Here is a 14,880-nt window from a genome sequence, read left to right on the forward strand (position 1 = left end):
ATTGAGTAACGCAATCTTAACCCGCTTGCTAACTTGTATGGAAGTATGTTAGATGCTTGTCAACGCGAATGAGGACAGGTGTTTCATGCAACAGACGTGGCGATGGTTTGGCCCGGCCGATCCGGTTTCGATCGACGATATGGTACAGGCAGGCGTGCAGGGCGCGGTCTCGGCGTTGCATCACCTTGTGCCCGGCGTGCTGTGGACCCCGGAAGACATCGCCAAGCGCCAATCCGAGGTTGGCCAGATGCGCGATGGCACGGCCTCGGGCCTGAAATGGGACGTGGTCGAAAGCCTGCCGGTGTCCGAAGACATCAAGCGCCAGACCGGCGATTGGAAGGCGCATATCGCGACCTACAAGGCCAGCCTGAGCAATCTGCACGCCGCCGGGATCGAGGTGGTGTGCTACAATTTCATGCCGGTTCTCGACTGGACGCGCACCGATCTCGCCTATCGGCTGCCCGGCGGGGCGACGTGCATGCGGTTCGATCTGGTGGATTTCGCCGCCTTCGACATCCATATCCTTGAACGCCCCGGCGCGGCGCAGGATTTCCCCGAAGACATCACCGCCGCCGCCGCCAAACGCTTTTCCGAGATGCCCGAGGCGCGCCGCAAAGCGCTTGGCAGCAACGTGGTTTGCGGGCTGCCCGGAGCCGCCGAGACCCTGTCGCTCGCGGATGTACGCAGCCACCTCGCGGCCTATGACAACATCTCGGCCGACCAACTGCGCGCCAATCTGGTGGATTTCCTGACCGAGGTCGCGCCCCATGCGCAATCGCTCGGGATGCGGCTGTGTTGCCACCCCGACGACCCGCCCTTCCCGCTGCTCGGCCTGCCCCGGATCATGTCGACCGAGGCCGATTATCAACAGATGATTGATGCCGTCGACCTGCCCGCCAATGGCGTGACGCTCTGCTCGGGTTCGCTTGGCGCGCGCGGCGATCACGACCTGCCCGGCGCGATGGAGCGTTTGGGCGACCGAGTGCATTTCCTACATCTGCGAAACGTGCAGCTTGAAAGCGACGCGCTGATTGGCAGCTTTCATGAGGCCGAACACTTGGGCGGTGGCACCGATATGGTGGCCCTGATCGCCGCGGTTCTGCGTGAAGAAACCAAGCGCCGTGCCGCCGGTCGGGCCGATCATTCGATCCCCTTCCGCCCTGATCACGGTCAGAACATCCTTGACGATCACACCCGCCGCACCCAACCCGGTTATCCGGCCATCGGACGGCTCAAGGGCCTTGCCGAGCTGCGCGGCATCATGACCGCGCTGCAACATCCGGCATCGGGTGCGCGCACATGAGCGCGGCCCGGCTGACCAGCCTCGACGCGCTGAACGGACCGGCGAAAGCGCCCGGCTATGTGCCCGGTGATCACGGCGCGGGCATTGTACACTTGGGCCTCGGCGCGTTTCACCGCGCGCATCAGGCAACGATGACCGACGACGCGATGGCGCAGGCCGGTGGCGATTGGCGGATCATCGGGGTCAGCTTGCGCTCGAAAGAGATTGCCGAAAACCTCAATGCGCAGAATGGCTTGTTCACCTTGGTCGAGCGCGGCGCGGCGGGCACCTCCGCCCGCGTCATCGCCTCGATTGCCCATGTCATCCCCGCCGATCCGCAGGCAACACTCAACGCGCTCTGCGATCCCGCGATCCGTGTGGTGACGCTGACCGTCACGGAAAAGGGCTATGGCATCGACCTTGCGACCCACCTGCCCGACCTGAAAAATCCCGTGGTTTCCGCCGACATCGCCCACCCCGAGGCCCCCTCGGGCGTGCTTGGCCTGTTGGTCGCCGCGATCAAACAGCGGCGTGCGGCGGGGCATCTGCCCTTTACCGTGCTGTCCTGTGACAACCTGCCGGAAAACGGCGCGTTGCTGCGCGATGGCGTGATCGGCTTTGCGCGCGCAGCGGATGGGGCCGCGCTGGCCGACTGGATCGCCGAAACCATCGCCTTTCCGTCGTCGATGGTTGACCGGATCACCCCGGCCTCGACCGAGGAAACGCTGGCCGAGGCCGCGCGCCAGACCGGCACCGACGATCAGGCCGCGATTGAAACCGAGCCGTTTATCCAATGGGTGATCGAAGACAATTTCCCCTCTGGCCGCCCAAAGTGGGAGGCCGGCGGCGCGCTGTTTGCACCCGATGTCACGCCGTATGAGCGGATGAAGTTAACCATGCTTAACGGCAGCCATTCGATGCTGGCCTATTCCGGGTTTCTGGCCGGGCACACCTATGTGCGCGACGTGATGAACGACCCCAATCTTGCGATTCTGGTGCGGCGTCACCTTGGCGCGGCAGCGGCGCTGCTCCAGCCGCTGCCCGGTGTGGATTTTGCTGACTACGCCGCCGCGCTGGCCGAACGTTTCGAAAACCCGGCGATTGCGCATCAGACCTTTCAGATTGCCACCGACGGCAGCCAAAAGCTGACCCAGCGGATTTTCAGCCCGGCGCGGGCGGCGTTGGAATCGGGTCAGGATCTGCGGCCCTTCGCCTTTGCCACTGCGATGTGGATGCGGTTTTGCCTGTGTCTACAGGATGATGGCACGACCTATGCGCTGCGCGATCCCCGCGCCGAGGCGATTACAGCGGCGCTTGACGGCGTGGCGCGCGACGCGGCGGCACTCTCGAGTGCGCTGCATGATGTGCCCGCTCTGATCCCCGCAGCCCTTGCCCAAAACGCCGATTGGCGCGCGCATATCGAAGAGGTGCTCTCCACCGCTCTGGCCGACGGCTGCGCCGTGGCAATCCAAAAGGAGGCCGCGCAAGCCGCCTGAACCAATTGACACCGGGGCCCCCTGCGCCCCGGAACATGCCACCACGATTGCGCCCGTCACTGTGCAATCCGAAGCCCCGAAGGACCGCGCACACCGCGAGCCCCTCCGGGGCCATTCGCGCCGATTATTAAATTACGCAAATAAAAACAATAAGTTACAACCAAGTTTCCACTTGACGTATTGGCATACTAGTAGGCATTATCCCGGTGCGAACGGGATGCCATTCAGGCATGCACGTCACAATACTCTACGCGCGCGGACCCGCGGCTTTGGCCAACGGTGCGCCGCTCTATCACGATCCCGGGAGGATACCATGAATTTCACGAAAACGGCTTTTGCCGCGGGCTTTGCCGCAACCATTACCGCCATTTCCGCAACGTCCGGCGCAGCCGAGACCCTGCGCGGCGCCAGCATGTTCGATGAGAACCACGCCTACACCAAAACTCTGCGCGAATTTGAACGCCTTGTCGCTGAAAACTACGACGGCGAGATCGATTTTGAGATGCACTTGAACGGTGAGCTTGGCGACGAAAGCGATTTCGTCACCTTCCTCCAGCAGGGTGTGGCGATCGATTATACCGTCATGGCGCCGTCGAATATGGCCGTGTTCGCGCCGTCGATCCCGCTGATGGACATGCCGTTCCTGTTCCGTGACCTTGATCACTGGAATGCGGTTCTGTCCTCGGACGTTCTGAAACCGCTGGAAGAACAACTGCTTGAGAAAGCCGACATCAAAGTGATCGGCTATGCAGGGGGCGGCACGCGCAACCTCGCGTCGAAAGAAGCGATTGCCAACATCGACGACCTGACCGGCCACAAGATGCGCGTGATGGGTGCTCCGATCCAGGCGCAAATCTTCCAGGCGATCAAAGCGGCCCCTTCGGCCATCGCCTATAACGAGGTTTACAACGCCATCCAGACCGGCGTGATCGCGGGCTTTGAAAACGAAGCGGCCTCGATCCAGAACCTCAAGTTCTACGAAGTTGCGCCCAACATCACGCTGACCAAACACGCGATCACCGTGCGTCCGGTTGTGATGAGCGGCAAAACCTTCCGCAAGCTGCCCGAAGACCTGCAAGCCGTCGTGCTTGACGCTGGTGCCAAAGCCGGTGCCGTGGGCCGCGAAATCGAAAGCCGCGAAGACGGTGAAAAGCTGCAAGCGATGGCAGATGCCGGTCAGATCGTTGTGACCGAGTTTGCCGACCGCGCAAAGCTGCTTGATCTGGTTGTGCCCGTTCAAGACGAGTATGCCGCCAGCCTCGGCGCGACCGAGCTTCTGGAAGCCATCCGCGCCAAGTAAGCGCAAATGATACGACATGCCGGGGGGCGACCTCCGGCATGTTTTTTTGTGCGAACCTGCTTTTAATTCAAAGGAATAGCGCATGGTCGGTAGATTACTGGAACAATTTTGCGCGGTGTTGCGCGTCCTTATCGGCACCTTGATGGTTGCCCTCGCCTTTCCCGTCGCCGCGCAGGTTATCGCGCGATACACCGGCATTATCCCGGTCTATCTCTGGACCGAAGAGCTCGCGACGTTCATTTTCGTCTGGGTCGTCATGATCGGCTCGATGATCGCAGTCTGGGACGGCACACACTTCAACGTCGAGGTCATTCCCTCGGCCAAATCGCCGCTGGGCGCGCTGATCCAACAAGGGTTCGTGCTGGTCCTGCTGGTGCTGTTTGGCGCGATGTTTGCCTGGTACGGCATTGAATACACCAAATTCGGCGCGATCCAGAACTCGGTGATGATGGGGGCCAACATGGCCTGGACCCATATTTCCGTGCCCATCGCTGGCCTCGGCTGGGCGGTTTTTGCCGGCTATCGGCTGACACAGGTGATCCGAATTTACCGCACTTCAAGGACAGCAACATGATGATCGTCTCAACCGGCCTCGCCTGCGCTTTGCTTGTCGGCGGCTTTCTTTTTCTGGTGATGTTGCGCTTGCCCGTGGCATTCGCGCTGGGGCTTGCGACCGTCCCGGTGGTGGTGATGGACCTGCGGCTGACGCCGTTCATCCTGCTTGACCGGATGTTCCAATCCTACAACTCGTTTATCCTTTTGGCGGTGCCCTTCTTCCTGTTGGCGGCGAACCTGATGAACTCGGGCAAGATCACCGACAAGCTGATCGACCTGGCGCGCGCCCTCACCGGCTGGCTTCCCGGCGGCTTGGGCCATGTCAACGTGGTGGTGTCGATGCTGTTTGCTGGGATTTCCGGCTCGTCCACCGCCGATGCGGCGGGCTGCGGCAAGATCCTGATCCCCGCGATGCAGCGCGAAGGTTTTGACATCCGCTTTGCCGTCGCCATCACCGCCTGTTCGTCCGTGATGGGCGTGATCATCCCGCCGTCGATCCTGATGGTGGTCTGGGGCGGCGTGATGCAAATCTCGGTCGGCGCGCTGTTTCTTGCCGGTGCCATTCCCGGCATCCTGATCGGTGGCGCGCTCCTGGGCACGGTCTATGTCTATGCCAAAGTTTATGGCTATCCGACAAGCGGCCGCCCGACCCTGTGCAGCCTCTGGACCGCGTTCAAAGGCTCGATCCTTGCGCTTTTGACACCGATCTTTGTGGTCGGCGGCATCATCGGCGGCATCGTGACCCCGACAGAAAGCGCCATCATCGCCGCAGGTTACGCGATGATCCTCGGCCTGTTTGTCTATCGCACAGTCACCGTAAAAGACCTTGGGCACATCTTCTATGACACCGGGCGCTTTGCCTCGATCTCGCTGTTTGCCATCGGTACGGCAACGGCGTTTGGCTGGCTTCTGGCGTTCTACAAAGTGCCGCGTCTGATCGTCGAATGGCTCACGCTGTTCAACGCCGGGCCGTTCGAAACCGGCCTGATCATCGCGCTGTTGTTCCTGCTGTTTGGTCTGTTCATTGATGCGATCCCGACGATCATCATCCTTGGCACCGTGCTGATGCCCGTGGCCGCAGGGGCCGACATTCACCCGGTGACCTTTGCCATCATCGGCATCATCGCGCTGGCTTTTGGCCTTGTCACACCGCCCTACGGCTTGTGTCTGCTGATATCAGCGGCGATTGGCGGGGTGAATGTGATGCAGGTGTTGCGCGACGTGGTGATCATCCTCGTGCCGATGCTGATCATCCTGCTCTTGGTGATCCTGTTCCCGGAACTGGCCCTTTGGTTGCCCCGGCAATTGATGCCCGGAACCATCTAAGCCCGGGCAAGACCCTGACACATGAAAAGGCCGCCGATGCGAGGATGCACCGGCGGCCTTTTTGTTCGTCGTGAGTGGTGATTACTTATTTCCGGCTCTCAAAATAGCGTGCGGCACCGGGGTGCAGCGGGATTGGCAGCTTGACCGAATCTTCCGGCACGATCTTCGCCGCCAGCGCGTTTTCGGCAATCAGCGTTGTCATATTGCTGTAGATAGCGTCCGCCAGCGTAAAAGCCAGTTCATCGTCCATATCCGCCCGCGCGATCAGCATATTGGCCGAGGCGATGACGTTGAAATCGGCCTCGGTGCCATAGACATCCGCGCCGACCGTGGTTTGTGAATAATACGGATAGGTTTCAAGCAGCTCGGCCATCTTGTCGTCGTTCAACTCGATAAAGGCCAATTCGTTGGACGCCCCCGCCTGCAATACCGCCGAGGTTGGAAAGCCAGCGAGGGCAAAGGCCGCATCGACATTGCCATCGGTCAGCTGGCTGAACCCATCGGAATACGACAGAAAGCTGGGAGTGATGTCCTCCAGCGCCACATCGTACAGCGAAAGCAAGTCTCTGATAATATTGATCGTTCCGCCCCCCGCTGGCCCCACGGCCACACGTCGCCCGGCAAGGTCTTCGATGCCCTCGATCCCGGAACCGGGCAGCGTGACCATGTGCAGAATGCTCGAATGCAGGGTGCCAATCGCGCGAATGTCGAGCGGGTCGGCGTAAGGCCCGCGCCCGGCATGGGCAAAAAACGCAAGGCTGGCCGGGGCGATGGCAATGTCCACCTCGCCCGCATCCACCAGCCGGGGGTTTTCCGCGCCGCCGCCGGTGACAACCGGAACCATCGAATAGCCGTCGGCGTAATCGTTGATCGAGTTGCTAAGTGCCTGTCCCATCGGATAAAACGCGCCGCCAAGGCTCGCCGTCCCGATCCGCAGCTCCTGATCCGCGATGCCCGCTTGCGGCGTCAGTGATGCGCCCAGGGCCAGCACGGATGCGGCGGTAAATTTCATGATCGAGTTCATTATGGACCTCCCGTTAAAATTCATCCCGGCGGCACCTGTCATCCCAAAAGACGCCGTCCAAGCTCCGCAAGAATACCGTCATTTTATCACTTAGCAACATTTTATCGATTTTTTCTTGCGCGGCGGGAATGCGTGCCTATGATGCGGTTAAGTTAATTGCCCCTTGGTGGTTGCGGCTCCGGTAATCCTTGCGTTCCGGTTTCGTGCCACCCACAGTCAGGACAGAGCACCCGAGATGGACATGTCTGCCGAGCTTCTCACGCTGGTGATTGCGATGGTCGCCTACCTGATTGGCGGGGTGCTGAAAGGCGCGTTGGGGTTCGGCCTGCCGATCCTTGCGATCCCGGTGATGACGGTCACGCATTCCCTGCCAGTGGCGCTGTCGGTGGCGATTCTGCCGACGGTCGCCACCAATATTGCCCAACTCTGGAGCTTTCGCGCCCATCGCGGCATTGCCTTCCTGCCGGTGTTTCTGATCTGCGGCGCGGTCGGGTTGTGCCTGGGCGGCGTGGCGCTGTCACAGGTGAATGATGCCTATATCGAAATTGCCCTTGGCAGCATGGTTTTGCTTTATCTTGCCAGCCAGTTACGCCCTGCAAGCGGCGGCCACCCTGCCCGCCCCGAGCGCGCGCCGCTGTTCGGGTTTCTGGCCGGAGTGGTGCATGGATCGACCGGGCTTTCGGGGCTTGTCGGGCCGCCGTATCTGCACTCCCTAAACCTCGCGCGACCGGCTTTTGTCTTTGCCGCCGGCTCGATGTTCACCGTGTTCTCGCTGATGCAGGCCCCGGTGCTGGCTGCGCTTGGGTTGTTCGAAAAAGAGGCGGTGTGGATCTCGGTCCTGGTGCTGCCGATGGCCTTTGCCGGGCTGTACCTTGGCGGGATCATCGGCGCGCGGATGCAGTCGCAAACCTTTTCGCGGGTGGTGCGTGTCGTGCTTGCCGTCACCGCCATCCTGCCCATCGCCAGCGGGCTGAACAGCCTGACCGGGTCTTAACCAATGCCCAAAACCGCCCCCTAAAAATATCGATATAATCCACCCCACAGATGACGAGGCCACGATGCTCACACTTTACCATGCCAATCACTCGACCTGCAGCCAGAAGGTGCGGCTTACCCTTGCTGAAAAGGGGCTGGCCTATGAAAGCCGCCTCGTGAACCTTGCCACCAATGAGCATCTTACGTCCGAATACCTTGCGCTTAACCCCAATGGCGTGGTGCCGACGCTGGTGCATGATGGCCGGGCGGTGCTCGATTCCGGGGTGATCTGCGAATACCTTGATGAGGTGTTCCCCGAGGTGCCGCTTCTGCCCGTGGATCCGGTTGACCGTGCCCGCGTGCGAGGCTGGATCCGCTATCTTGATGAGGTGCCGACCGCCGCCGTGCGGGTGCCCTCGTTCAACATGGCGTTTCTGCCGCGCTATGACGGGCTGGATGACGCGGCGTTTCAAAAGGAACAGGCCGACATCCGCCCCCTGCGCAAGCATTTCTATGAAAAGATGGGCCGCAAGGGTTTTGACAAAACCGAAGTCGACAACGCGATGGAGCAACTGGCCGCCGCCATTGCCCGGATGGACACGGCGCTGGCCGATCAGCCGTGGCTGTCGGGCGCTGATATTGGGCTGGCCGATCTGATCGCCGCGCCGCTGATGGACCGGCTTGATGACCTGGGATTTGCGCCGATGTGGCAGGATCACGCGCCCCGCGTCACCGATTGGTTTCAACGCCTTAGCAGCCGTCCGGCCTATGCCGAGGCGTTTTACACCAAGTCGCGGCTGTCGGAATTCCTGCCCATCGGCGGCCTCTACCGCGAGGCTGTTCCGGCCTAGGCCGACGTCACGACAGGCGCACCCGCGTTCGGGTGCGCCCAGACTTTTGCGCCCCTTCAGGCCGGTGCGCTTTTGCCCGGTTTGGCCGACAACAGGATCAGAGACCCCAGCACCGCCGACAGGAACGACGCGATCAGGATCGCCAGTTTGACCCCGCCCAATGCCGGTTCGCTAAAGGCCGCGGAGGCGATGAAGATCGACATGGTGAACCCCACCCCGCACAGCGTCGATGCGCCAAACACCTGACGCCAGCTGACCTCATCGGACAGCCGTGCCCAGCCGGTGCGCACGCCCAGCCAAACGAACAGGCAGATGCCCAGCGGTTTGCCGATGAACAGCCCAACGATCACGCCCAGCACCTCGGGCGCGACAAGGTTAAGCCCGCCCGCCAGCAAGATGCCGGTGTTGAAAAAGGCAAACAGCGGCAGGATCAAGAAATTCGACCAGGCCTCAAGCCGGTGTTGCAGGTGAAAGCCGGGTTCGCGCAGCCGGTCAACCGCCGCCGACAGCCGCGCCATCGCCTGCGCGCCCATCTCGCCCTTGCCAATCTCGCGGGTGATCACGTCACGCGCATGCAGCGCCACGCCTTCGATATTGGCGCTTGGCCGCGACGGGATCAGCGCAGCGGTCAGCACCCCGGCCAGCGTTGCATGCAGCCCGCTTTGCAGCACGAAATACCACAGGATCACGCCAAGGATCATGTAAGGCGTGCGCGCATAAACCCGCGACAGGTTCAGCACGCCCATCACCGCGATCACCGCGAGGGCGAACAGGAAGGCGTCAAACTGGAAGCCGTGGCCGTAAAACAGCGCGATCACCACAATCGCGCCAAGGTCATCGGCAATCGCCAGCGCCGAGACAAATACCTTGAGCGAGGTCGGCACCCGGCTGCCCAAAAGCGCCAGAATACCGAGGGTAAAGGCGATGTCGGTGGCCATCGGAATGCCCCAGCCATGCACCGTTTCGGGGCTGTTGTAGTTCAGCGCCACGTAGAGCAGCGCCGGTACGATCATACCGCCCAAAGCGCCGAGCACCGGCAGGATCGCCTTGTCAAAAGAGCTGAGTTCGCCATTGACGATCTCGCGCTTGATCTCGATCCCGACCAGCAGAAAGAACAGCGCCATCAGCCCGTCATTGACCCAATGCGACAGGCTGAGCTTGAGCGACCAATCGCCAAAACTGAGGCCCGCATATTGGTGGATAAGGTGGTCATACCACTCGGAAAACCCGACGTTGACCAGCACCAGCGCGGCAATCGTTGCCAGCACAAGAACCAGCCCCGCCGAGGCCGCCCAGTGAAAGAAATCCTGGCTGGCCAGATGCATCCGCACCCCAAGCGGGCGGGTGATCGCCTCAAGGATACTGGTCTCGTCCCAAGCGCCGTCATAGGCGCGCCCGTCGATATACATCGCCGGAGTTTGCACGATGCCAGACTGCGCATAAGACTCGCTGTGACGCGCCAAAACCGCCTCGGTGCGCGCGGACGTCAGATCGGCGTCAAAGGCGCCGCGGTCGAGGCCGATCTCGTCGGCAATGCCCTGCACCGCTTGATCGGTGATCGTGTCGGTGAGGGCAAACAGCGCGTCGTGCATCGCTCCAAGCTTGTCCTGCCAATGCGCCGCCACCGCCGCGCGGGCAGCGATATCGGTGGCATCGCCGGGGTATTCCGAGGGCACAAACCGCAGCGCAACACAGGCGTCACGCGCACCGGGCTGCGCCGCTGACCGGCTCAGGATATCGCGCACCCGGCGCATCTGCCGATCGGCGTAATCGACGAAATACACCGTCTGGATGCGCCCCGTCGGGTTGGCAAGGATGATGTCCTGCGCAGGATCAAGCGGAGGGTAAAGCGTGCCGGACATGGGATTTTCCTTATTCTTGTCTTCAGGCCGCAGCCTGTGCCCGCGAGACCGAGCGCTTGAAGAAGAGGTAGTACAGAACCGGCGCCGCAATCAACGTCAGCACCGAGGCAAAGGCCAACCCGCCCATGATTGTCGCCGCCATCGACTGAAAGAAGGCGTCCGACAACAGCGGCAACATCCCAAGGATCGTTGTCGCCGCCGCCAGAAACACTGGCCTTAGGCGCGAGGTTGAGGCGGTGATGATCGCCTCTTCCAACGGCATTTCGGGCGCGGCCTCGCGGGTCAGGTCGATCTCTTCGACCAGCACGATGCCGTTCTTGATCAGCATCCCCGACAGCGACAACAGCCCCAACAGCGCGGTAAAGGTAAACGGCAACCCGGCCCCCAACAGCGCAAGGCTGACCCCGTTGACCGACATCGGCACCAAAAGCCAGATGATGATCGGCTGGCGCAAGGCATTGAATAACAACACCGAAATCAACACCATGATGATAAGGCTGAACGGCAATTGCCCGGCAAGCGAGGTCTGCGCATCACGCGAACTTTCGTATTCGCCGCCCCACTCCATGCTGTACCCTTCGGGGATCTCCATCGCCTCGATGGTGGCCTGCACCTCGGCCATCACCTCGGTCGCGGTGGTGCCGCGCGGAATATCCGCCCCGACGGTGATCACATTGGCCCGGTCGCGGCGATACACCAGCGTATCCTGCGGCTCGAACCGAAAGCCATCGGTGACCTGCGCCATCGGCACAAGGCTGTTGCCGCTGTTGGAATAGATGGTGTGGTCGATCAACGACAGGCCCGCATCCGGCGCCGTGCGCAACACGATGGGGATTTGCCGGTCGCCTTCGCGAAACATCCCAGCCACGCTGCCTTCGGTGGCAAATTGCAAGATCTCGGTGATCTCAGAGCGCGAAATCCCCGCCTCCTGCGCCCGGTCCGCGGCATAGATCGGCCGCAGCACCAGCTCTTTTTCGCGCCAGTCCAGCCGGGGCGAAATGATGTTGTCCGACGCCGCGCGCAGACGCGCCATCGCCTCATCCGACAGATCGCGCAGCACCTCGGGGTCACGCCCCGAAAACCGCACCTCAATCGGCGCACCGCCGCCGGGCCCAAAGGCCAGCCGCTTGGCGCGGAACTCGCCCTGCGGCACCGCCTCAAACGCAAAGTCTTCAAGCGCGCTCATCTCGTCTTCGATCACGTCAAGGCCGGTGACGCGCACGATCAGGTGGCCATAGCTCGGATTGGGGTCTTCGCTGTCATAGGTCAGCATAAAGCGCGAGGCGCCCATGCCGGAATAGGACGTCACCGCAACCACATCGTCGCGCGCGACCAGCCAATCCTCAAGCACCTGCATATCGGCAGAGGTCTGGTGGATCGCCGCGCCTTGGGGCAGCTTGTAGTTGACGAAATACAGCGGCGTATTGCTGTCGGGAAAGAACTGCTGCTTGATCTGGCCAAACAGCGCAAAGCACACCACCGTCGTCGCGATCAGCGCCACCAGCACCAGCCACCGCAGCCGCAGGCTCCAGCGCAGAACCCCGGCATAGCCACGAAACAGCCAGCCGTCATAGCCGTCCGCACCGCCCTCGGCCCCTTGGCGGAAAAAGTAGTGCCCCAGCAGCGGCGTGACCGTGAGCGCCAGCACCCAGGACAGCAGCAGCGAAATCGCAATCACCGCAAACAGCGAGAACAGGAATTCGCCGGTCGCATCCGGGCTGAGGCCGATGCCCGCAAAGGCCATGATGCCAATCACCGTCGCCCCCAGCAGCGGGATCTGCGTCTTGCTTGCCGCCTCGGTCGCGGCCGAGCGCGAATTTTGGCCGCGCTGCATGTTGATCTGCATGCCCTCGGCCACCACAATGGCGTTGTCGACCAACATTCCCATCGCAATGATCAACGCGCCAAGCGAAATCCGCTCCATCTCAATCGAGCCCAGCGCCATGAAAAACACCGTGCCAACCACCGTCAAAAGCAGCGTCACGCCCACCACGACAGAGGCGCGCCAGCCCATGAAAACCGCGAGCACAACGATCACGATGCTGACCGACATCGCAAGGTTGACGAGAAAGGCGTTCGACGCCTCTTCCACCACCACATGCTGTTGATAAATCGGGGAAATCGTCACGCCCAGCGGGATAACCGCGTCCAGCTCGGCCAGTTTGACATCGACCGCCTTGCCGACCTCGACAATGTTTTCGGTGCCTAGCCCCGCCACGCCAAGGCTAAAGGCCTCAACGCCGTTGTGGCGCAGGATCAGGTTCGGATTGGCCTCGCGTCCGCGCGTCACTTCGGCGAAATCGGCGAGGTTGATCACCTGCCCGCCCACGCCCACCGACAGCGCCGCAATCGCTGACACACTGTCCGACCCATCGGGCCGTTGCACCAGTGTGCGGCCTGCGGCCCCTTGGAGCGCGCCGCCATCGACCACCTCATCGGCACTCGCCAGCGCGCCCTGCATCACGGCAGGCGAAATGCCCAGCGATGTGGTCAGCGCCAGATCCGGCTCGACAAAGATGCGCTCGTTTGGCTGCCCCGAGATCACCGCATCGGCCACCCCGTCGACCGACAGAACCTCGCGGCGCAGAAAATCCGCCAGATCGTTGATTTCACGGTCGGAAAAGCCGGGGGCGGTGACAGCGTAATACAGCCCAAAGACATCGCCGAAACTGTCATTGACGAAGGGCACGGTCGCGCCACTGGGCAGCGCCGCCTCACCCACCCGGTTGCGCAATTTGCTCCAGATTGCGGGCAGTTCGGTGCCGTCGTATTGGTCTTGCATCTCAACCGTCATCCACGACAAGCCGGGCTGGTTCATGGTTTCGATCCGCTTGACCTCGCCCATCTTTTGGATCGCGGATTCAATCGGTTCCGAGACTTCGCTCGCCACTTCTTCGGCGGTGGCACCGGGGTATTGCGTGACGACAATCGCCACTTTGATGGTAAACGCCGGGTCTTCGAGCCGCCCAAGCGAGGAAAAGCCCCAGATGCCGCCCAGAAGGCAGGTCAGGATCACGATCCAGGTATAGATCGGGCGGTTGATCGAGAAACGTGCAATGTCCATGATCCGGGCCTTCAGTTCGCAAAGCCGGTGAAGCGGCGGACCTCGGCTCCGTCACGCAAGGATGAGGCGCCGACAGCGACAAACTCCTGCCCCGCCTCAAGCCCCGCGCGCACCGCAACACGGCCATTTTCGGTGGCGGCGAGCGTCACCGGGCTGCGCGCGACGGTGCCCTGATCGGCCCCGGTCGGGGTGAAGATCATCACAAAAGTCGCGCCGTCATTGCCAGTCAGCACCGCCGAGGCCGGGATCTCGATCCGCGCTGTGCCTGCGCTGAGCGAAGCCGTGACCTTGGCCGAAGAGCCGGGCAGCACCGTCAGATCCTTGGGCGGGGTCATGCCCAGCGTGATCGAATAGGTCTGGCCGACGGTGGCGGTCTCGGCGTTATATTCCCGCAATTCAAGGGGATAGCGCGTGTCGCCGGTGGGGAACTCGGCGTAGACCTTGACGTTGGGGTCTTTGCCCGCCTGTTGAAACAGGGTTTCCGGCACGTCGATTTCAATCCTGAGGTCAGACATATCATGCAAGCGCACCACCGGCGTTCCCGCCCCGGTGGACGCATAATTCGGCACCAGCCGCGATGCCACCAGCGCATCAAACGGCGCGTGCAACGTGGCCTCGTCAAGCGCGCGTTCGGCATTGCGCAGGGCGATGCCGGTCAGCTCTACATCGGTCTGCGCATCCTGCACCGTGGTCTGGCTGACGGCGCTTCCGGCCAGTTGTTGATAGCGTTCGAGCGTGCGCACCGCCTGCCGGTTGCGTGCGCGCGACTCATCCAGCGCGAGCTCAAACGGCTCTTGGTCGAGCTTGGCCACCAGCGCGCCTTTGGGCACCATCGCGCCCTCGTCGACCGGAAATTCGAGGATCTGACCCGTGACCTGAAACGCCAGATCGACGGTTTCGCGCGCCACCACATGGCCAAAGAACACCCGGTTCAGCCCGCCCCCTTGCGGCGTTGCGGTCTCGAGTTTGACAAAGGGCACGCGGGGGGATTGGCGTGTTGCGTCCGCCTCTGTGGTCTGGGCCATCCCTACGCTCGGCAGTGCCGCCACCAAGGCAAGCATGCCTGCCATCACTCCGTTTCGAAACCCTGTCACCTGCCGCCACTCCTGCTACTGCGCGCGCCCCTTTGGGGCCTCATGACCGGC

General features: G+C 62.0%; 11 protein-coding genes. 7 read left to right on the forward strand and 4 right to left on the reverse strand.

Annotated elements, in window-relative coordinates; genetic code table 11:
• The first annotated feature begins 85 nt into the window (after positions 1 to 85).
• The 5 genes from uxuA (at position 86) to ACW9UO_RS05095 (ending at position 5,959) form a co-directional block, all read left to right on the forward strand.
• The gene (gene uxuA / locus ACW9UO_RS05075; protein ID WP_457087897.1) at positions 86 to 1,303 is read left to right on the forward strand and encodes a mannonate dehydratase; all 1,218 of its coding nucleotides are present in this window, start codon (positions 86 to 88) and stop codon (positions 1,301 to 1,303) included.
• Positions 1,300 to 2,778, forward strand: a complete 1,479-nt coding sequence (locus ACW9UO_RS05080) for a mannitol dehydrogenase family protein (protein WP_457087898.1) — start codon at positions 1,300 to 1,302, stop codon at positions 2,776 to 2,778. Before uxuA ends, ACW9UO_RS05080 begins: the two co-directional genes overlap by 4 nt.
• A 313-nt stretch (positions 2,779 to 3,091) precedes the next feature.
• On the forward strand, positions 3,092 to 4,078 hold the full coding sequence (locus ACW9UO_RS05085) for a TRAP transporter substrate-binding protein (protein WP_457087899.1): 987 nt from the start codon (positions 3,092 to 3,094) through the stop codon (positions 4,076 to 4,078).
• 82 nt (positions 4,079 to 4,160) lie between these two features.
• The gene (locus tag ACW9UO_RS05090) at positions 4,161 to 4,652 is read left to right on the forward strand and encodes a TRAP transporter small permease (RefSeq protein ID WP_457087900.1); all 492 of its coding nucleotides are present in this window, start codon (positions 4,161 to 4,163) and stop codon (positions 4,650 to 4,652) included.
• Positions 4,649 to 5,959, forward strand: a complete 1,311-nt coding sequence (locus ACW9UO_RS05095) for a TRAP transporter large permease (RefSeq protein ID WP_457087901.1) — start codon at positions 4,649 to 4,651, stop codon at positions 5,957 to 5,959. The genes ACW9UO_RS05090 and ACW9UO_RS05095 overlap by 4 nt, the downstream gene beginning before the upstream one ends.
• A gap of 85 nt (positions 5,960 to 6,044) precedes the next feature.
• Here the strand turns inward: ACW9UO_RS05095 and ACW9UO_RS05100 are convergent, their stop codons facing one another.
• Positions 6,045 to 6,971, reverse strand: coding sequence for a TAXI family TRAP transporter solute-binding subunit (locus tag ACW9UO_RS05100; protein WP_457087902.1), 927 nt, complete (start codon positions 6,969 to 6,971; stop codon positions 6,045 to 6,047).
• Positions 6,972 to 7,224: 253 nt separating this feature from the next.
• Here ACW9UO_RS05100 and ACW9UO_RS05105 point away from each other — a divergent pair, with 253 nt between their 5' ends.
• Complete coding sequence (locus ACW9UO_RS05105) at positions 7,225 to 7,977, forward strand: TSUP family transporter (RefSeq protein ID WP_457087903.1); 753 nt, start codon at positions 7,225 to 7,227, stop codon at positions 7,975 to 7,977.
• Positions 7,978 to 8,041: 64 nt separating this feature from the next.
• Positions 8,042 to 8,809: a glutathione S-transferase family protein gene (locus ACW9UO_RS05110; protein ID WP_457087904.1), complete on the forward strand. Its 768-nt coding sequence runs from the start codon at positions 8,042 to 8,044 to the stop codon at positions 8,807 to 8,809.
• Between the two features lie 56 nt (positions 8,810 to 8,865).
• Here the strand turns inward: ACW9UO_RS05110 and nhaA are convergent, their stop codons facing one another.
• From nhaA to ACW9UO_RS05125, 3 genes are read right to left on the reverse strand one after another with little or no spacing between them, the layout of a single operon-like run.
• Positions 8,866 to 10,671 (reverse strand): Na+/H+ antiporter NhaA, encoded by a 1,806-nt coding sequence (gene nhaA / locus ACW9UO_RS05115; protein ID WP_457087905.1) that lies wholly within the window; start codon positions 10,669 to 10,671, stop codon positions 8,866 to 8,868.
• Positions 10,672 to 10,693: 22 nt separating this feature from the next.
• Complete coding sequence (locus tag ACW9UO_RS05120) at positions 10,694 to 13,735, reverse strand: efflux RND transporter permease subunit (RefSeq protein ID WP_457087906.1); 3,042 nt, start codon at positions 13,733 to 13,735, stop codon at positions 10,694 to 10,696.
• A gap of 11 nt (positions 13,736 to 13,746) precedes the next feature.
• Positions 13,747 to 14,805 carry an efflux RND transporter periplasmic adaptor subunit gene (locus tag ACW9UO_RS05125; RefSeq protein ID WP_457087907.1) on the reverse strand — a complete coding sequence of 353 codons (1,059 nt, stop codon included), beginning with the start codon at positions 14,803 to 14,805 and terminating at the stop codon, positions 13,747 to 13,749.
• Positions 14,806 to 14,880: the final 75 nt, after the last annotated feature.

The sequence above is a fragment of the Marinovum sedimenti genome (assembly GCF_054052205.1).